The organism is uncultured Draconibacterium sp. (assembly GCF_913063105.1).
Taxonomy (GTDB): domain Bacteria; phylum Bacteroidota; class Bacteroidia; order Bacteroidales; family Prolixibacteraceae; genus Draconibacterium.
On record NZ_CAJXYQ010000002.1, the window covers coordinates 170,515 to 190,531 of the forward strand.

The following is a 20,017-nucleotide window of genomic DNA, read 5'->3' on the forward strand; positions in this document are numbered from 1 at the left end:
TCACTTTCGCCACTTATTTTTTGTGGTCGGTTGCCAATATTTCCTCCAGGTTTTTAATTACTTCATCCACATTCGCCTTAGTAAAACAAAGTGGCGGTTTCGATTTTATTACATTCTCGTATGGGCCATCGGTACTTACCAGTATGAAACGGTTGCGTAGTTCGTTTTTTACCCTTTGTGCAAGTGGGGTGTTTGGTTGATTGTTTAATCGGTTGTTCACCAACTCAATACCAATAAACAGCCCGGCACCACGCACGTCGCCAATACATTCAAATTTTAACTGTAGCTGGCGTAAACGTTCTAAATAATAATTTCCAACCTCTTTTGCGTTTTGTTGTAGCTGTTCTTCTTCCAATACATTTAAAACTGCCTGCCCAATGGCACACGAAACCGGATTTCCTCCAAACGAACTAAAAAACTCCATTCCGTTGTTAAAAGCATCGGCAATTTCGCTGGTGGTAACAACTGCGCCAATGGGATGACCGTTGCCCATTGGTTTGCCAAGAATTACAATGTCGGGCACCACATGGTACATTTCGTATCCCCAAAAAACATCACCCAAGCGTCCAAAACCGGTTTGTACCTCATCCGAAATGCACAAACCGCCCTGTGCTTTTACTGCTGCATAAACATTCATTAAATAATTTTGTGTAAGTGGCACCTGGCCACCGCAACCCACTATTGGTTCGGCAATAAAAGCTGCAATTTCGTTCTGGTTAATTTTCTTGATGGCATCGTTTGTAAACTGCTCTGCACTGGGTTTGCCCCTGAATGCATCAGGCAAGGGAAGGGGAAGTACCTGGTCTGAGGCTCCATTACCTCCTTTTCCTGCAAACTTGTAATGGCTGATTTCGATTACCGAATTGGTATTGCCATGATAGCCATATTCCAATGCCGCAATACGTTTTCGGCCAGTAAAATGCCGAACCAAACGGATGGCCAAATCGCTGGCGGCGCTGCCCGAGTTTACCAGGAATACCTTATTTAATTTTTCAGGAAAGTAGTTAAGCAGGCTTGCTGTGTATTGGTTTAACTGGTCGTATAAATAGCGGGTGTTCGTATTTAGGCTGGCCATTTGTTTTTGTCCGGCTTCAACAACCCGGGGGTGCGAATGTCCCACGTGCGGGATGTTGTTGTAGGCATCGAGGTAGCTGTTTCCATATTTGTCAAACATGTATTGAAATGCTGCCTGTTCCATATAAATTGGCTTTTTATAGCTTACCGAAAGAATTGGATTTACCGACGAAAATCGTTGTTGTTGCACTTCTTCAATTGATTTCTCGATTGTAACATCAATTCCGGCAGCTTTTCGGAATTGGTTTTTGGCATAAACCGGATTTATGCTCAACCATTTTTTTAACAGTTGCCATGCAGGTTTTTCGCTAATGGCAATATAATTATTTGCCGGTTGTTTTATTTTCTCTTCGGCCGAATTGCAAATACTGGTGCAAAGTCGTGCAGCTACCAGCCAGTAAAGCAGGTCTGTTTCAAGTTGATTTAACGGAGTTTTTTGTCCGTAGCCTTTAGCCAGGTGAAACGCCCAGTTAACCGGATCTTCCTTTCCCATAACAGCGTAAGTTATGGCAATAGCAAGTTCGTTTATCAATTGTGTGTGGCAAATGTCGCCAAAATCAATAATTCCACTGAGTGTTTCGCCGTTAACCAGCACATTCCAGTCGTTGGCATCGTTATGAATGATTTGTTTTCGAAGGCCCGGAAGTTGCGGAACAACCAGTTCGCGGTGTTGCAGCAAAACATATTCAACCAGTTTACGCTTGCCCGGGTTGCTTATAAGGTTGACTTTTGGGGCAACGGTAGCTTGAAAATGCTGTAAATCCCAGTTAAAATGGCGTGCTTCTATCCGATAATTTTTCAGACCGGCAAGCTGTAAATTCATATTAGCCAGAAAAGCACCAAATCTTTCAAATAATTTTGGAGTAGGTGCCGATTGAGCTAGGAATGTACCTTCAACAAACGATAGCAAACGATAGACTTTATCGTTGGTGAAAGTAAGCTCCTGGTTTGCTGAATTTTTTATTAGCTGCGGAAAAGATGGATGTCCCTTGAACAATGAAAGAGCGGTATTTTCTGCCTCAACAAGTTCGGTTGTTTCTTTGTCGTCAGCATAAACTTTTAAAATGTATTTTCCCTGCTTGGTATCAAGCCTGTAATTGGTACTGATATACCCGTCGAGTTTTTTTATTCCCCTAACATCTGTATTGAAAAAAGCGCTTAATATGTGCTTTATTTGTTTCATCGGTACCGTCTGAAAAAGCTGTACAGTTCATCGCTAAGCTGTTTATAAATGGGACGGGTAAATTCAATAAATAAATCCTGGTGCGGGGGAAGTGGCATTGCTTTTTGCTGGGTTAACGCAAACTGTGCATCAGACAGAGCTTCTGCATCGCCGGCAAAAATGGCATATTGGTTTACCCAGGTAAACGACCCCGGGATAAGGTTATCGCGCAATAGCTTGTCGGCCTGGAAATCAGTAATTCTGTAATTTAGCCTTCCTCCCGAAATTACCTCGTCGGTGTAGGTTTTTAACTTTGCCCGATACGTTTTTGTTACAAATGTTGTATCGGTAACAGGCACTCTCACCCGTTTGGCAAGACTCTCTTCTTTCTCGTTTCTAACCAGGTTGCCTACTGAAAAATCGTAAAATTCCATACGTACAATAAAATCAGGATTGAGTTGAAAATTCTCGGCTTGTTGTGGCGAGAAGAAATTTACAAAACCTGAAGTTGGAAATTGATTATTCAGGTACTCAAAAACCTGATTGTAAAAAAACTCAGAGCTGAGCTGGTATCTTTTTGTTCTAACGGTAATAGCTTCTACCACAACGTTTACGGTAGCCATTTCCTTAGCAATAGCCATTTTATCATTACTGTCTTTATAGCCAGGAATCCAGTAATCGGCTTTATTAAAATGATTAAAGGCGGTTCGGGCACTTTCGCGCGAGTCTTCTTCTAAAAAGTGCAAACCGGCCTGGTAGCGGTCTTCAGCTGCTTTTTCGTGTGCCAGATTCAGTTCTGAGGTGTACGATTTCGGATCTTTAATAATATTTCGTGCTGCCGGTGTGCTTCTAATCAGTTCACTCATCCGGTTCACCTTATTCATTATAAAAATGGTGTGCTCCCATTTAAAAGCTTCTTTTGTGGTAAGTGCCTGGTCAATTTCTTCCTGCGACCATTGTATGGCAGTGGGGTAGCCTTCGCGCAAAACTTTTAGTGCCTTTTCGTTGGATGGGGTCGACTTTAAGCGTTCAACAGCTTTTGTGATGGCCTCGTAATAATCACCGCGTTGCAATGCTTTTTTACCCGACGAACACGAAAAAATAAAAAGGGTGAGCAGTATATAAAGTAAGTTTCTGGTTGTCATTTTTCATCAACAGTTTGTTACGGCAAATATAACCTTTTGCGGGTGGCTTTAACAAGCTATTTGTTCTATAAATAGAGTAATTTTCCCAATTCTTCCATTGCTTCGGTGGCTTTCATTTCAAGAAATATATCGGTTACCGTATGTGTAAAATGGGAAGGTTTAATGTTGATTTCGATAATTTTGGCGCCATTTTGTTTAGCTACCTCCGGAATTTGGGCAGCCGGCATAACTTCAGCATTGGTGCCAATAATTAACAGTACATCGGCTTTGGCAGCCTCCTGAAACGAGCGTTTTTTGGCAAAAGCCGGAATAGGTTCGTTAAAGAACACCATATCGGGTTTTAATATTCCTTTACAAATGTAGCAGGTGGGAGGGAGGTAGTTTAAATCGGCAAAGCTCATGTCGTACTCCGAGCTGCATTCGGTGCAAATTAATTGTTTATAGGTGCCGTGTAGCTCGTAAACATATTTGCTTCCGGCTTTTTGGTGAAGATGATCGATGTTTTGTGTAATTATTGTCTCAACAAAGCTACGTGCTTCCATTTTAGCCAGCATGCGATGCGCAATATTGGGTTCAGCATCACCTAAACTGTCGTAAAAAATCTCCTTTATTTTTTTCCACGATTGTAAGGGTTTTTTATGAAAATACTCAATCTCCAGAAAGATTGGATGGGTGGTGTTCCATAAACCGTCTTCGCCACGAAAAGGCGGAATTCCACTCTCAACAGAAATCCCTGCTCCGGTAAAAGCTACGGCATATTTTGCCTTTCGAATCAGAAAGGATGCCTGCCACAGTTTATCAATCAGCGATTTTGTGAGTTTTGTTGAATTCATAAATTTAAAATCCCGGTAAATGATTTGTTTACCGGGAGATAACTATTTTCTATTTGTATTGGTCTTTATTCTTCCGGTTCAAGTAGTTTTGATACTGAAACGGTAGTATCTTCGTTAAAACGTATTTTAAAATTCAATTTCCTGAATACCGATATCATGGGTTTGTTATCGCGGGTGGTTTCTGCAGCCAGTTTTTTTATTCCGCGTGATTTGGCAATATCTAAACAGTAACTGGTTAAGGTATAGCCCAATTCTTTCTTTTGCCATTTGTCGGTGATTAGCACTGCGTACTCCATAATTTCCACATCGGGGTCGGCAATTAAACGCCCTACGCCAATAAGTTCTTTACTGCCGTCTTCTTTTTCGTGCTCGGCAACAATGGCAATTTCACGATCGTAATCGATAAAACAAAACTGCGAAGCTACCTCATGCGAATCAAAATAAAAATCGTAACGAAAGCGGTGATAAATAGATTCTTTTGAGCAGCTGCCCAGCAACTCCAGCCACATGGGTTCGTCTTCGGGGCGTATGGGGCGCAGGGTGATGGGCGTTCCATCGCGCAGGGTTGCATCAGAAATTAAGCTTTCGGGATAAGGTCGCATTACCAGGTGCGAGTATTCTTTTGCCGGACTTGCCAGTATTTCTTCATCAACAACAATACGGGCATCCAGTGCAATAACATCTTTTGGTGTTACAATTAGCGGATTGATATCCAGTTCCTCAATTTCAGGATAATCGGCTGCCAGGTACGACATGCGAATGAGCACTTCAATCAGCTTCTCAATGTTTTTTGGGGCATCGCCACGCCAGCCTTTTAGCAAGGGATAAATTTTTAACGATTTCAGCATTTGTTGGGCCAGTCGCTCGTTTAGTGGCGGAAACTCCAATCGTTTGTCTTTAAACAGTTCGGCTGTTGTACCGCCCATGCCTACCAGCATTACCGTTCCAAAAACCGGATCTTTTTTGGTACCAATAATCAGTTCAATGCCATCTTTGGTGTCAACCATTTTTTGTACGGTAACGCCTTCAATTTTGGCATCAGGACGCTTTTCTCCGGCAGTTTTAATCATATTTCGGAAGGTGGCTCTTACCATCTCCTCATTTTCAATATTTAAAGCCACACCGCCAACATCTGATTTATGCGTAATATCGGGCGAGTAAATTTTTAATACAACCGGATATCCCTTTTTCCCCGCAATTTTTACGGCTTCGTCTTCTGTAGCAGCAGGTGTAGGGTGAGTGGTGGCAATGCCGTATTCGTTAACCAGCATTTTCGAGTCGTCTTCGTTAAGTATTTTGGCTTTTGGAAATACTTCGCTCAGGTATTTTTTTCGCAGTTCGTTTCGGTCGTATTGAAACGAAAGGGGTACTTCGCGTGGTGTTTCGTAAAGCATTTGTTGGTTTTCCGAATAATCAGACAAGGTCATAAATGCCCTGATGGCTTGCTCCGGAGCGGGGTAGTTTGAAATTCCGTTCTGGTTTAATATCTGAATGCCTTCGCGCATGGCAGTTCCTCCAAGCCACGCTGCCATTACCGATTTTGTGGTGTTTTTAGCCATTTCGGCTATCGCATTTGCCGTTGCAGTTGGGTCGGTCATGGCCTGCGGGGTAAGCAATACCAAAACTGCATCTACTTTTTTATCTTCCAGCACTATTTCTGTTGCCCGGGCAAAACGCTGTGGTGTTGCATCTCCCAATACATCCACCGGGTTGCCATGCGACCAGAAAGGTGGCAGGTAATCATTCAGTTTTTGCATGGTCTCTTCTGATAAGTTTACCAGTTTGCCTCCCATCGAGATTAGCGAATCGGTAGCCATAACTCCGGGGCCACCGGCATTGGTAACAATAGCCAGGCGATTACCTTTAGGAATTCTTTTACGGCCTACGAGGTCGGTAAAATCAAAAATATTTCCAAAATCTAACACCCTGGCCAGTCCGGCTCTTCTGAAAACAGCATCGTAAATTGAATCTTCTGATGCCATTGCCCCGGTGTGCGAGGCTGCTGCAGCTGCCGATTCGGGATAACGGCCAGACTTGTATACAATAATTGGTTTCTCGCGCGAGAAAGCTCTTGCCGCCGACATAAAAGTGCGGGCATCGGCAATTGATTCTACATAAAGAACGATGGATTTTGTGTTTGGATCCTGGCCAAAGTAGTCTATCAGGTCGCCAAAACTTACATCCATGGAGTTACCAATGGAAACAAAGTTGGAGAATCCAATATTTGATTCGTAAGCCCAATCAAGAACGGAGGTGCAAAGTGCTCCGGATTGCGAAATAAAAGCTACATGACCTTTTTTGGGCATTCCTGAAGCAAAGCTCACGTTCATATTCAGCCCGGGAACAAGTATTCCTAAGCAATTTGGCCCGATAATTCGCATGTCCGGAAATTTTGCTTTTTCTGCTTTTACCTGAGCTTCAAGTTTTTTGCCTTCGTCGCCCGATTCTTTAAATCCTGCCGACATGATGATGACCCCGTGAATGCCAGCCTCGCCACAATCTTTTACCAACTGTGGTACGGCCTGGGCCGATGTCATAATAACTGCCAGGTCGGGAGTTTTCGGAAGACTTTTTACATCCGGATAACAAGGAATACCAAACACCGCCTCGCGTTTTGGATTTACCGGATAAACTACACCATTAAAACCTCCTCCAACAAGATTACGAAGTGTTATTCCGCCAACACTGTCGGGGTTATTTGAAACTCCAACCAGCGCGATGCGTTTTGGCCGGAATATACTATCAAGTTTTTTAATTGCCATATTTCAAAATTTTTGGTCTTTTTGGGTGCTAACTACAGTCTTGCACCTCAAACTGGTTGATTCTCGATATAAATTTCATGAAAAAATACCAGCTTCTAAAATATGTTATTTCGCGATATGTTTTTCATTGTGTTGTTGTAATGTGCAGTTAGTAAGTTGTTTGAATGGTTTTGTTGCGGTGTTTTTAAGAAAATTTATGCTGTAGAACAATTGAAAATTTCGCTGTTTTTAAGCATACGCGTTGTTGTAATCATCATTTTAATAGAAAAAAGCGCCTTTTGGGCGCTTCACTATCATTGAAATCGCTTTGGTGGTTTTGTAAGCAAAATAATAATACTGCCGATTAAACATGCAACTCCGGCTACAATAAAAGGAGTCATCCAAACAATTGGACCCGACGATGCTGTTGCTGCATCTTTAAAATAACCTGCCAGCTGTGGGCCTGCAATCCCTGCAATTCCGTAGGCAGTAAACATCCATCCGTAGTTTTTGCCAACGGTTTTATTTCCAAAAAAATCGGCAGTTATGGCCGGAAACAGTGCAAAATTTCCGCCAAAATTAAATCCAATAATGCAAGCACTTGCTATAAAACCTGCTGTATGGCCATATCGGATAAAAATGTGATATATCATCAGCATAATTACTCCTTGCAATACGGTCATAAAAAAGATGGCTCTTTTTCGTCCTAATTTGTCGGAAATCATGCCCCAAACAATTCGGCCAAGGCCGTTAAATATGGCGTACCAGGCCATGGCTGTTCCGGTTATAACGCCTGCATTTTTTACTTCGTTATGTTCCAGGGCATCAATGCCAAAAAGTTTTATACAGTAGATAACCATTAAACCAGCCAATGCCGAAAAAATGAATACCGCCCAAAGGGCATAAAATTGTTTGGTATGCAGCATTTGCTTTGAGTCAAACTCAATACCTCCTGATGCTTTTGTCCCAGTCTCAGCCGGTGGTTCCCAGCCAGTGGGTTTATAATCTGCCGGAGGGTTTACCATAACCAACGAACCCAGTAAAACCATGGCAGCAAAGGCGATACCGTAAATGACAAAAACACTTTGTACACCGGGTAATTCAAATAAATGTGTGGTATTTAACAGCCCGCCAAACCACGAGCCTGCAAGTTTTACCCAAATGGTAGCACCAAACCCAAAACCAGCAACCGCTAAACCCGTTATCATTCCTTTTTTATCGGGAAACCATTTTACACCTACTGCTATCGGAACTACGTATGCCAGGCCTATTCCGGCTCCGCCCAAAAAGCCAATACACAGCAGCTGGGCGATAAAGGAATTGCCAAATATACCTCCAAGAACATATCCGGCACCTAAAACAAGTCCACCGGTAAACGCAACGATGGTTGGCCCTGATTTGGTCTGCCATTTGCCGGCAAATACCATTACTACAGCAAAAGTGGCAAGTCCGAGCGAAAATACCCAAGCTGTTTGTGTGGCCGAAAAACCATATTCCCCATTGGTGTCGGTTAATAATTTTGTAAAAACCGACCAGGCATAAATAGCTCCAAGAGCAAGCTGTATAAGTATTGCTCCAGCTACCACAACCCAGCGGTTTGTTATTTTTAGTCCTCTCATTTTGTTTTGATTTGTTAGTTTTTTATTGTCAGGCTTCAGGGTACAAAAAATACCCAAATAGTACCCAAAATTCATTTATAGTTGTTGGGGTGAATTTGGTTGGAAAAGAAACAGACATCCTCAATTGAAGATGTCTGTTTAGGAAAAGCTATCGTTTTACTTCAACTTTTGCACCGTCAATAATTTCATCAACAACGCCCGGATCGAGTAAGGTAGATGTATCGCCAAGATTGGTAGCGTCGCCTTCGCCAATTTTGCGTAATATGCGTCGCATAATTTTTCCCGACCTGGTTTTAGGCAAGCCGCTAACAATTTGAATTTTATCGGGTTTAGCAATTGGTCCGATAAATTTGTTTACCGTTGCCCGAATTTCAGCTTCAATGTTTTCCAGTTCCGCGTCGGTCATTTCCTCACAAATTACATAGGCATAAATTCCTGCCCCCTTAATTTCGTGCGGATATCCCACCACTGCAGATTCAACTACTTTAGGATGTTGGTTTATGGCATCTTCAACTTCTGCCGTACCAATACGATGACCTGAAACATTGATAACATCGTCAATCCGACCTATTATCCGATAGTACCCCTCTTCGTCACGTTTGGCGCCATCACCCGTTAGGTAATACCCCGGGAAAGAGGAGAAGTAGGTTTGATAACACCGTTGATGATCGCCCCAGGTAGTGCGCAACATGCCCGGCCAGGGGTGTTTCATGCAAAGTATTCCTTCCACGCTATTACCTTTCAATTCATTTCCCTCGTGGTCGAGTAATACGGGCTGAACACCCGGTAATGGCAAAGTAGCAAGAGAGGGTTTGGTTGGTGTAATTCCGGCCAGCGGGGTAATCATTATTCCGCCGGTTTCGGTTTGCCACCAGGTATCTACAATGGGGCAGCGCCCTTTTCCAACCAAATCGTGGTACCAGCGCCAGGCTTCTTCGTTAATCGGTTCGCCAACTGTTCCAAGTACTTTTAACGAGCTCAGGTCGTATTTTGTAACCCATTGGTCGCCCTGGGCTACCAGTGCCCGAATTGCCGTTGGTGCAGTATAAAACTGGTTTACTTTATACTTATCCACAACTTCCCAAAACCGGCCGGCATCAGGCCAGGTAGGCACTCCTTCAAACATTATTGATGTGGCACCGGTAAGCAGTGGCCCGTAAACAATATATGAATGCCCGGTTACCCAGCCAATATCCGCGGTACACCAGTACACATCTCCGTCGCTGTATTGAAATACATTTTTAAAGGTGTATTCGGCATAAACCATATAACCAGCAGTGGTATGCACAACCCCTTTGGGCTTACCGGTTGATCCTGAAGTGTAAAGGATAAATAGCACATCCTCAGCATCCATCGTTTCTGCTTTGTTTTCGCAATCAACGCCAGCAACTAAATCGTGCCACCAAATATCTCGTCCTTCAGTCCAGTTTATATCCTCTTCTGTTCTTTTTAAAACAACTGCGGTTTTAACCGATGGGCAGTTTTCCATTGCTTCGTCGGCAATACTTTTTAAGGGAATTGATTTTGTTCCCCTAAATCCTCCATCAGAAGTAATTACCACTTTTGCTTCTGCATCATTTATACGATCGGCTAATGCAGTAGCCGAAAAGCCGGCAAATACAATGGAATGAATTGCTCCAATTCGGGCGCATGCCAGCATTGCAATGGCCAGCTCGGGCACCATTGGTAGGTAAAGTGCCACACGGTCACCTTTTTCCACACCAATTTTTTTCAAGCCATTAGCAAACTGTTTTACTTTATCGAACAGTTCGCCGTAGGTGAGCCTTATTTCGGGCTCTTTTGGGTCGTTGGGTTCCCATATTATGGCCACCTGATCTTTTCGCATAAACATGTTACGTTCAAAAATATTTTCAGTGATGTTGAGTTTGCCGTTTACAAACCAGTTTACATCCGGAGCTCCCTCTCCTTCAAATTTGTAATCAAGCACCTGGTCCCATTTTTTTTGCCAGTAATGACTTTCGGCTATTTTTCCCCAAAAAGCATCGGGGTCAGCCACACTTTCCTTGTACTTCTGAAAGTACTCGGCTAAACTTGTGATTTTATTTACCATAGCAGCTATCTTTTGGTTAATTAAGAAAATGATTCGAGTTAAAACAACTCCGTAATTAAAATTACGGAAGCCCTAAAAAATGCCGTTTGCACGGTTTTGTCCTGTTGAAAATAAGTTGTGGTTATTCCCAATTATATTTGCTTCGTAAGAATTGTCGAAGGAAGGTTGAAATATTCGATATGGTAGTATTAAACAAATCAAGTTGAACATAGAAAACAACTTAATATTTCAGCTTTTGAAAATAGTATAAAATCAGTTTAGTTTAAAAGATTTTAATATATTGTAAAACACTATCTTGTTGATTGTAAAACATATAGTCGTTTTTGATAAAAACAGGTTTTTTCCTTAATTTTAAACAAATCTGCTCTTATAATTTTCACTCATTCTTTCATCGGACTTTTGTATATTCAGTAAATCTAATTGTATCGTATTTCGCAGGAAGCAAGTTTAATGGCAATACCCAAGTTTTATGAAGCAATTTATATCAAATTCAAACCAGTTGATAATTCGTTAAATACGATTTCTAAGTTTAAAATTTTTCAGGATGGTTTACAACATAAAAATAACTGAGAAAAGTTATCGCTTGTAAACATCAGGAGCCGTACCTTCGGTAAAAAAATCGCACAATGAGAATAAACAACTTTAACGAACTTCTTGAAGTAGTAAAAAAACAGGAACCCAAAAGAGTGGTTGCTGTTAACGGTGTTGATGTAACTACACTTGAAGCCTTACACGATGCGGTTGAAATGGGTTTTGTATCGCCAATTTTGACGGGTGATAAAGTTAAAATTGAGGAATCGTGTAAAAAACTGGGAATAGATAGTTCTGATTATCAGATTTACCATACCAATTCGTTGAGTGAAGCTACAGAGAAGGCAGTTGAACTTATTCACGAGAAAAAAGCCGACGTTTTAATGAAGGGAATGGTTTCAACCGATAAGTTTATGCGAACCTTATTGAAAAAGGAGTTTAACCTTGTTCCCTCGAAAGGAACTTTAAGCCATATTTCGGTTGTTAATAATCCAAATTATCACAAACTATTGGTTTTTAGCGATGCAGCGGTTCTTCCTTATCCTGATTTAAAACAAAAAATTCTGATGACCAATTACCTTATTTGCGCAGCAAAGTCATTAGGGATTAATGAGCCCAAAGTGGCGGTAATTGCACCAACAGAGCAGATTATTATTTCCATTCAGTCGTGTATGGATGGAGCAACCATAGCCAAAATGGCTGAGCATGGTCAGATTGAAGGAGGCCTGGTTGATGGGCCGATGGCGCTTGATGTGGCTATTAATAGCGAGGCGGCCGAAGTGAAAGGATTTACCTCGCCGGTAGCCGGTGATGCCGATTGTTTGTTATTCCCGAATATTGATGCTGCCAATGTATTTTATAAAACCAATTCGAAGCTGGCCAAAGGCGAAATGTCGGGGATTATTGCCGGAGCAAAAGTGCCGGTGGTTGTTTCATCAAGGGGCGATAGCCGGCAAACCAAGTTAAACTCCGTAGCGCTTGCATCAATAGTAAGTTACCAGGCAAGTATAAGTTAATTAATTTTATGCATCAGGTATTAGCCATAAATCCGGGATCAACCTCAACAAAATTTGCCGTTTATAACGAAAAAGAATGTGTTTTTACTCAAACTATCCGGCATCCGCTGGAGCAACTGCTTCGTTATAAGAATATTATCGATCAGTTCGCGTTCCGAAAAGGAGTAATTATTGACGCTTTGGTGGAAGCTAAAATAGAAGTTGATGCCATAAAAATTATAATCGGGCGTGGAGGTTTAACCTATCCGCTTGAATCGGGTGTTTACCAGGTAAACAACCTTATGCTTGAGCATTTACGGCAAGGAATTATGGGGCACCATGCCAGCAATTTGGGCGGAATGCTGGCCGATTATATTGCCCTGCAAATACCAAATGCCAAAGCATATATTGCCGACCCGGTGGTTACCGACGAGTTGGATGAGGTAGCACGTTTTGCCGGTCATCCAAGGTTTAAAAGACAATCTATTTTTCATGCATTAAACCAAAAAGCTACAGCTCGATTACATGCTCAAAAGGTTGCGGGAAAATATGAAAGTATGCGCTTAATTGTAGCGCATTTGGGCGGAGGTATTTCGGTTGGGGCACATAAAAACGGAAGGGTAATTGATGTAAATAATGCGCTTGATGGAGAAGGACCTTTTAGTCCGGAACGCTCGGGATCTCTGCCCGTTGGCCAGTTAATTGACCTTTGTTTTAGTGGAGGGTTTTCAAAAGAACAGGTACGCCGAATGGTAGTTGGCGAGGGTGGCTTTGTAGCATATCTGGGCACTAATGATGCGCTGGAAGTTGAAAAACGAGTTGGTAATGGAGATGAAAAGGCCCGAATAATTCAGGAGGCGCTTTTTTACCAGGTGGCTAAACTAATAGGTGAGATGGCAGTTGTATTGGAAGGGCGAGTAGATGGTATTTTGCTAACTGGCGGGCTGGCTTACAACAAGCAGTTGGAAACTTATATCAGCAACAAAGCAGGCTTTATTGCCCCTGTTTTTGTGTATCCGGGTGAAGACGAGTTGGAAGCTTTGGCTTCAAATGCTTTGCGTGTGGCCAAAGGCGAAATTGAAGCAAAAACCTACAACCCGGTTGTTTAAAAGGACTTATTTTCTTAATGACGATTGGCGAACAACCAAATCAATGGGTAACATTACCTTTTTATTCAGGTTTTTTCCTTCTTTAAGCGATTCGAAAAATAAGCGGGCAGCTTCTTCTCCCATTTGAAAGGTGGGATGGCTAACCGATGTTAACGGAGGATCAACAACAATGGAATGAAACTCATCGGTAAAACCGGCCAGCGAAATATCATCAGGAATTTTGTAACCTTGTTTTTTTACTTCCAACATGGCAGCAAAAGCAATGGTGTCGTTTACCCCAAAAATAGCATCTGGTTTTCCATCCAAACGTAATAATTTCCTGGTGGCCTCCTTGGCATCGTTAATACTCAGGTTGCAATGTACCAGCAGGTTTTCGTCGTATTCCAACCCACATTCCTTTAATCCGTTTAAATAGCCAACTTTGCGGTTTTGCGAAATATTCAGATGTTCGGGGCCTGAGATGTAAGCGATTCTTCGGCAACCGTTTTCATAAAAATGCTGGGTTATCTTTTTTGTGGCATCTTGTCCGTTTGCCAATACGTTCGATACATCGAGCTCTTCACAAACACGGTCGAAAAATACCAGCGGAATTTCGTTTTTTATCAGTTGATCAAAGTGCGAAAAATCATTTGTTTCCTGGCTCAGGCATACAATAAACCCTTCCACTCTTGAGCGTTGCAGGTTTTTTACCGATTCAATTTCCTTTGCCATCGATTCGTTTGATGAGCTGATAACAATAAAATAGCCGTGTTCTTTCGCTACCTTCTCAATACCCGAAATGATGGACGAGTAGAAGTGCGTATTGATGTCCGGAACAATTACACCTATCATTTTTGTTTGCTGACGCAATAAACCCATGGCCAGCGGATTAGGCGTGTAATTACGTTCCTCGGCAAGGGCTTTGATTTTTTTTGTCATCTCCGGACTAATGTCGGGATGATTTTTTAAGGCTCTGGAAACGGTGGATATGGAAACGCCCAGTTCGTTGGCAAGGTCTTTTAATGAAATGTGTCTTTTCCCCATTTATTGTTAATTATAACATTGTAAAGGTAAACAAAATTTATGTTTTGGAACACATTTATTTCACCGCAAAGCTTTGCGAAAACCTTTGCGTAGAACTGCTGTAAAGCTTGCTATTGCAGGGTTTTTGCAGAATGCTAATCTTTGCATCGGAAAGAAAATTAAAAACATCAAAAAAAACATTAAAAATTTAGAATCATGAAAAAAAGAGCAGTAGTTACAGGCGCTGGTGGTTTTATTGCAGGACACCTGGCAAGACGTTTAAAAGATATGGGTTACGATGTACGTGCGGTTGATAAAAAACCATTAACAGAATGGTACCAGGTACACGATGATTGTGATAACCTGGTATTAGACCTGAACATCAAAGAAAACTGCTACACTGCCGTTAACGGTTACAACGAAGTTTTCAACTTAGCTGCCGATATGGGTGGTATGGGTTTTATCGAGAACAACAAGGCAGAATGTATGTTGAGTGTTTTAATTAACACACACATGCTTATGGCAGCCCGCGATTTGGGAGCAACCCGTTTCTTTTATGCTTCTTCGGCTTGTGTTTACAACGGCGAAAAACAAACCGATCCAAATAATCCTGGACTAAAAGAAGCAGATGCATACCCAGCATTGGCCGAAGACGGTTACGGATGGGAAAAGTTATTTTCAGAAAGAATGTGTCGTCACTTTATGGAAGACTATGGTTTAACAACACGTGTAGCTCGTTTCCACAATGTTTATGGTCCTTACGGTACATACGATGGCGGTCGCGAAAAAGCACCGGCAGCAATGGCTCGTAAAGTAATTGATGGTGAGTTATACGGAAAAGACGAAATCATTATCTGGGGCGATGGCGAACAAACTCGTTCGTTTATGTACATTGATGATTGTGTAGACGGAATTTTGAAAATAATGTACAGCGGAATTGAAGAGCCTATTAACCTGGGTAGCGACGAAATGGTGTCGATTAACCAATTGGTGGATATTGTTGAAGACATTGCCGGTTACAAACTTAAAAGAACTTACGATTTGGATGCACCAAAAGGTGTTCGTGGCCGTAACTCAGACAATACATTGATTAAAGAATACCTTGATTGGGCACCTGCCTATCCGCTTGCCGATGGTATGAAGAAAACATACGATTGGATTAAAGAGCAAATGGTTGCTAAAAAAGGATAATTATAATATTTGCCTCTTTCCGGTTTGCCCGGATTGAGGCTTTTTTTATTTCCCCTCTTCGCATGCAGGAGAGGGGTTTTTTCAGAATCAGATTATTAGTAATGAGTTAATAGTACCGAGTAAGGAGTGCACGGTACTTACAATTTTGAATGCAGAATTATAAGAATCGAATTCTCACTACTCATTACACCAATCTCAATACTTAATACTCACTACTCAAAATCTAAAAAATAATGAGCGATAAAATTGTAATGATAAGCGGCTGCTACGACCTGTTGCATGCCGGCCATATAACCTTTTTTAAAACCGCTGCACAATATGGTAAAGTTCATGCCTACGTTGGACAAGACCAAAACATTAAATTGCTTAAAGGCAAAGCACCATATTTCTCGCAGGAAGAAAGAAAATATATGGTTGGTGCGGTTCGCTATGTTGAAAAAGCAAATGTAGCTTCCGGATCGGGAATGCTTGATTTTGAACCGGATATGAAGGAGCTGAAACCCGATATTTTTGTAGTTAACAGCGACGGGTTTACTGAAGGTAAAAAACGCATTTGCGAAGAAAATGGTGTAGAATTGCTTGTGCTCGAACGCATTCCGGAAGAAGGACTGCCTGCACGGTCAAGCTCCAGCTCTAAAAAAGAATTAAAATTTCCGTACCGTGTTTGTTTGGCTGGTGGCTGGATGGATCAACCATGGGTTTCGGAGAAATGTGCCGGCTCGGTGGTAGTGGCTCAAATGTATCCTACCATGGATTTTAACGACCGCTCGGGTATGGCAACAAGCTCACGAAAAGTAGCGCTTGAACTATGGGGCGATGAATACCCTGATGGAGACCCCGTGCGTAACGCACAGTTGTTGTTTGGCGCCGAAAATCCTCCCGGATCAGAATACATTTCAGGTACACAAGACCATATTGGTTTATTGGTACCCGGTGTAACACGTATTGATTACGATGGAAAATACTGGCCAAATAACCTGGAAAATACCGTTGATCCTGAAACCTGCGAGTGGCTTTCATCAGTGCTTAATTTTGCACCACTTCAGCCTCGTCCGGAGGGTTATAATCCATTACTGAAAGAAAATCTTGATCCAAAAATTATTAAACGCCTTGGCGAGTCGGGGAAAGCTTGTTACGATGCTATTCTTAAAAAAGATGTAAAACAGTTGGGCGAATCAATGAAAGAATCGTTTATGTGTTGGAGCGAAATGCTACCCTACACCGTGCCTGATTGGGTAATGGAAGAAATGCAAAGCAATTATTTCTCAAAATACTCGGGTGCTATAACATCGGGAAGTGGCGGTGGTTACATTGTTTTTCCATCGGAGGAACAGGTTGAAGGAACGATTAAGGTTAAAATCAGATTTTAATGTTATTTAAAACCGACATGCCCCGGCGTGTCGCTGCAATTTATTACATTGCAGGTAAAAAACGATTTATTTAGTGTACCGTACAGGTAGCAAAAACCATTAATTTGGTTTAATAACTATTTGGTACATTCGAAAACAAACAATTTAAATAATATGAAAGATTTGTACACCCTAATTATGGCTGGCGGTTCAGGAACACGATTTTGGCCACGAAGCAAAACTGTAAAACCAAAACAGTACCTGAATATATTTGGAGACGACTCTTTATTGCAAGACACAATAAAACGTTTTGCTACCTTTTCTGAAGAGGAAAAAATATATATTGTATCAAGTGCAACACAGGCAAAGGTGTTGGAAGAACAAACACCAATGCTGCCTAAAAACAACCTGATTTACGAACCTGTTGGACGGAATACTTTACCTTGTATTGGTTTGGCCGCCATGTTTGCCGAACGCGAAAATCCGGACGGGATTATGGTTGTTTCTCCTTCAGATCATCTTATAAAAAATAATTCGCTTTTTAAAGACACCGTACTGGCGGCCGCAAAAATTGCCGACGAAAAGGATGGAATTGTAACCATTGGAATCACTCCAACTTATGCAGCAACCGGATATGGTTATGTACAAACAGCAGACAACATAACCGGAACTGAAAAGATAAAGCAGTTTAAAGTTGAACGTTTTGTGGAGAAACCAGATGAAGCGACGGCCACAAAATACCTGCAAGAGGGTGGTTTCTACTGGAATAGTGGATTATTTGTATTTAAGGTATCCGTGTTTCTGAAAGCAGTTGAAGAGTTTGCTCCTGAATTATACTCGGATTTAAGAAAAATTCAGGCCGAATTTGGAAAAGACAGCTACGAGCAAACCCTTGATACCATTTACCGGGCAGTTGAAAGTATTTCGGTTGACTATGGTATAATGGAGCATGCAAAAAATATTTACCTGGTTGAAGGAAACTTTGATTGGAACGACCTGGGCAGCTGGGAATCGGTATACCTTGCTGACGAAAAGAAAGACGAAAACGGTAATGCAGGTTCGGGCGATACCATGTTTCTTGATACAAAAAACTCTTATGTGTATGCCGAAGATGATAATGTTGTGGCAGTAGTTGGAATGGAAGACGTTATTGTAGTAAAAGACGGAAACACAACATTAGTTTGTAAACGCGAAAATGCTGAAGACATCAAAAAAATAGTAGAACAACTAAAAGCAGATAACAAATCACAATACTTATAACTTACAAAATGTTCGGGTTTAGCTGAAGTTTATACCTCAGTTGAATCCGGACTTTATTTTCATCCAAACACAATGCGAACTAATCAATAGCTTAATAACCAGTTTAACTAATTAAAAAAATGAACGACCTAAAAAAGATTGTAGTCGAGCGTAAAGTGTTGGTTCCCTTTGTTCTGATAACCAGTATTTTTGCGCTTTGGGGGTTTGCAAACGATTTAACAAACCCAATGGTTGCGGCATTTAAAACCGTAATGGAAATATCAAATGCCAAAGCAGCATTGGTACAGGCAGCTTTTTACGGCGGCTACGCAACTATGGCTATTCCTGCAGCCCTCATCATCAAAAAATATTCATACAAACTAGGTATAATTATCGGTTTGGCCCTTTATGCCGTGGGTGCTTTGTTGTTTTTTCCGGCGGCGCAGTACGAAATGTTTGGTTTCTTTTTGGTATCGCTTTACATTTTAACTTTTGGCCTTGCTTTTCTTGAAACTACAGCCAATCCATATATTTTGTCAATGGGCGACCCAGCAACCTCAACGCGGCGTTTAAATTTGGCGCAATCGTTTAATCCAATGGGGTCGCTAATGGGAATGATCGTAGCCTCGCAGGTTGTGCTTCCGGCCCTGGTTTCCGATGAACGTGATGAGGCGGGAAATCTGTTATTCGATTCGTTGGGAGCAGCAGAAAAAGCGGCTATCCGAACCCAGGATTTGGCAACAATTCGCGACCCTTACGTTATTCTTGGCTTTGTGGTTATACTAATGCTGGTAGTTATTGCTGTGGCAAAGATGCCTAAACGCGAAAGTGCCGACCACGAAATTCACGCCTTGGATTCGTTTAAACGACTAATAAGTAATAAAATTTACCGCGAAGGAGTACTTGCACAGGTATTTTATGTTGGCGCACAAATTATGTGCTGGACATTTATTATTCAATATGCCGATAACCTGGGTATTTCAAAAGCAGAAGCCCAACGCTATAACATTGTTGCCATGGTGCTTTTTTTAAGTAGCCGTTTTATAAGTACAGCTTTAATGAAATATTTAAATGCGCGTTTAATGCTGTTTATTTTTGCCGTTGGAGGCATGTGTACCATTGCTGGTGTAATTGTTATTCAGGGAATGATGGGACTGTACCTACTGGTAGCTACTTCGGCCTTTATGTCTCTTATGTTTCCAACTATTTACGGTATTGCCCTTGAAGATATTGGCGACGATGCTACACTTGGCGCAGCCGGCCTTGTAATGGCAATTGTTGGCGGAGCTTTAATGCCGCCTTTACAAGGCCTAATTATCGACCAGGGAACAATTGGCCCGCTTCCTGCCGTTAATTTCTCGTTTATTCTTCCGTTAATTTGCTTTGTAGTTATTGCAATATACGGACGCAGGTCGTACAAGGCGCTAAAAATTAATTAAGAAAAATCGAAATAGAACCTGATACGGGATTCATTTTTAGCCAAGGTATCAGGTTCTTTTATTCAACTCCAATTTGCAAAAGCATTACCAAGAAAATTAAAACCGAATGGAACAAAAAAGATATTGTAAAGCATTAAAGCTCGAAGATGATAAGCAATTAATTGAAGCGTATAAAAAAGTTCATGCACCCGGTGCGGCATGGCCCGAAATTACTCAGGGCATGCGTGATGTGGGTATAGTTGATATGGAAATCTATCTTTTGGGTACTCAGCTGTTTATGATAATGGATACGGTGCCCGATTTTGATCATGATTCGGCAATGAAAGAACTGGCAACCAAGCCGCGTCAGTCGGAATGGGAAGCATATGTTTCGCGTTTTCAGAAAACCAGTGCTGAGGCTTCAGCCGATGAGAAGTGGCAACTCATGGAACGCATCTATAAAATGGGCTTATAACCTGACCAGGCTATGCTCGCCCGTTTTCTTACTCAATAATATACTGACAAAAACAACGCGCCT

Annotated in this window: 14 protein-coding genes; 7 read left to right on the plus strand and 7 right to left on the minus strand. The window is 41.7% G+C overall.

The window, feature by feature from the left end; genetic code table 11:
• Positions 1-13: 13 nt before the first annotated feature.
• From QZ574_RS02375 to acs, 6 genes are all read right to left on the minus strand, one after another.
• A complete protein-coding gene (locus QZ574_RS02375; RefSeq protein ID WP_297086389.1) occupies positions 14-2,257 on the minus strand; it encodes an aminotransferase class III-fold pyridoxal phosphate-dependent enzyme in 2,244 nt (747 codons plus the stop codon).
• Positions 2,254-3,381 carry a hypothetical protein gene (locus QZ574_RS02380; RefSeq protein WP_297086391.1) on the minus strand — a complete coding sequence of 376 codons (1,128 nt, stop codon included), beginning with the start codon at positions 3,379-3,381 and terminating at the stop codon, positions 2,254-2,256. Before QZ574_RS02380 ends, QZ574_RS02375 begins: the two co-directional genes overlap by 4 nt.
• Before the next feature lie 65 nt (positions 3,382-3,446).
• Positions 3,447-4,214 (minus strand): NAD-dependent deacylase, encoded by a 768-nt coding sequence (locus QZ574_RS02385; RefSeq protein ID WP_297086393.1) that lies wholly within the window; start codon positions 4,212-4,214, stop codon positions 3,447-3,449.
• A 65-nt stretch (positions 4,215-4,279) separates the two neighbouring features.
• A complete protein-coding gene (locus QZ574_RS02390) occupies positions 4,280-6,976 on the minus strand; it encodes a bifunctional acetate--CoA ligase family protein/GNAT family N-acetyltransferase (protein WP_297086395.1) in 2,697 nt (898 codons plus the stop codon).
• Between the two features lie 293 nt (positions 6,977-7,269).
• Positions 7,270-8,574 carry an OFA family MFS transporter gene (locus tag QZ574_RS02395; protein WP_297086397.1) on the minus strand — a complete coding sequence of 435 codons (1,305 nt, stop codon included), beginning with the start codon at positions 8,572-8,574 and terminating at the stop codon, positions 7,270-7,272.
• Positions 8,575-8,722: 148 nt separating this feature from the next.
• The gene (acs, locus tag QZ574_RS02400; RefSeq protein WP_363313388.1) at positions 8,723-10,678 is read right to left on the minus strand and encodes an acetate--CoA ligase; all 1,956 of its coding nucleotides are present in this window, start codon (positions 10,676-10,678) and stop codon (positions 8,723-8,725) included.
• Positions 10,679-11,271: 593 nt separating this feature from the next.
• Between acs and QZ574_RS02405 the strand changes: the two genes are divergently transcribed.
• Entirely contained in the window at positions 11,272-12,192 is a 921-nt protein-coding gene (locus QZ574_RS02405) for a phosphate acyltransferase (protein WP_297086399.1), read from the plus strand.
• 8 nt (positions 12,193-12,200) lie between these two features.
• Positions 12,201-13,280, plus strand: a complete 1,080-nt coding sequence (gene buk / locus QZ574_RS02410; RefSeq protein WP_297086401.1) for a butyrate kinase — start codon at positions 12,201-12,203, stop codon at positions 13,278-13,280.
• Between the two features lie 6 nt (positions 13,281-13,286).
• Here the strand turns inward: buk and QZ574_RS02415 are convergent, their stop codons facing one another.
• A complete protein-coding gene (locus QZ574_RS02415; RefSeq protein ID WP_297086403.1) occupies positions 13,287-14,303 on the minus strand; it encodes a LacI family DNA-binding transcriptional regulator in 1,017 nt (338 codons plus the stop codon).
• A 195-nt stretch (positions 14,304-14,498) separates the two neighbouring features.
• On the opposite strand from QZ574_RS02415, the gene QZ574_RS02420 reads away from it, so the two are divergent.
• From QZ574_RS02420 to QZ574_RS02440, 5 genes are all read left to right on the plus strand, one after another.
• Positions 14,499-15,473: an NAD-dependent epimerase/dehydratase family protein gene (locus QZ574_RS02420; RefSeq protein ID WP_297086405.1), complete on the plus strand. Its 975-nt coding sequence runs from the start codon at positions 14,499-14,501 to the stop codon at positions 15,471-15,473.
• A gap of 233 nt (positions 15,474-15,706) precedes the next feature.
• Positions 15,707-16,843, plus strand: a complete 1,137-nt coding sequence (locus tag QZ574_RS02425; RefSeq protein WP_297086407.1) for an adenylyltransferase/cytidyltransferase family protein — start codon at positions 15,707-15,709, stop codon at positions 16,841-16,843.
• Between the two features lie 153 nt (positions 16,844-16,996).
• Complete coding sequence (locus QZ574_RS02430) at positions 16,997-18,082, plus strand: mannose-1-phosphate guanylyltransferase (RefSeq protein ID WP_297086409.1); 1,086 nt, start codon at positions 16,997-16,999, stop codon at positions 18,080-18,082.
• Between the two features lie 119 nt (positions 18,083-18,201).
• Positions 18,202-19,500: an L-fucose:H+ symporter permease gene (gene fucP, locus QZ574_RS02435; protein WP_297086410.1), complete on the plus strand. Its 1,299-nt coding sequence runs from the start codon at positions 18,202-18,204 to the stop codon at positions 19,498-19,500.
• Positions 19,501-19,606: 106 nt separating this feature from the next.
• Positions 19,607-19,954 (plus strand): L-rhamnose mutarotase, encoded by a 348-nt coding sequence (locus QZ574_RS02440; RefSeq protein WP_297086412.1) that lies wholly within the window; start codon positions 19,607-19,609, stop codon positions 19,952-19,954.
• Positions 19,955-20,017: the final 63 nt, after the last annotated feature.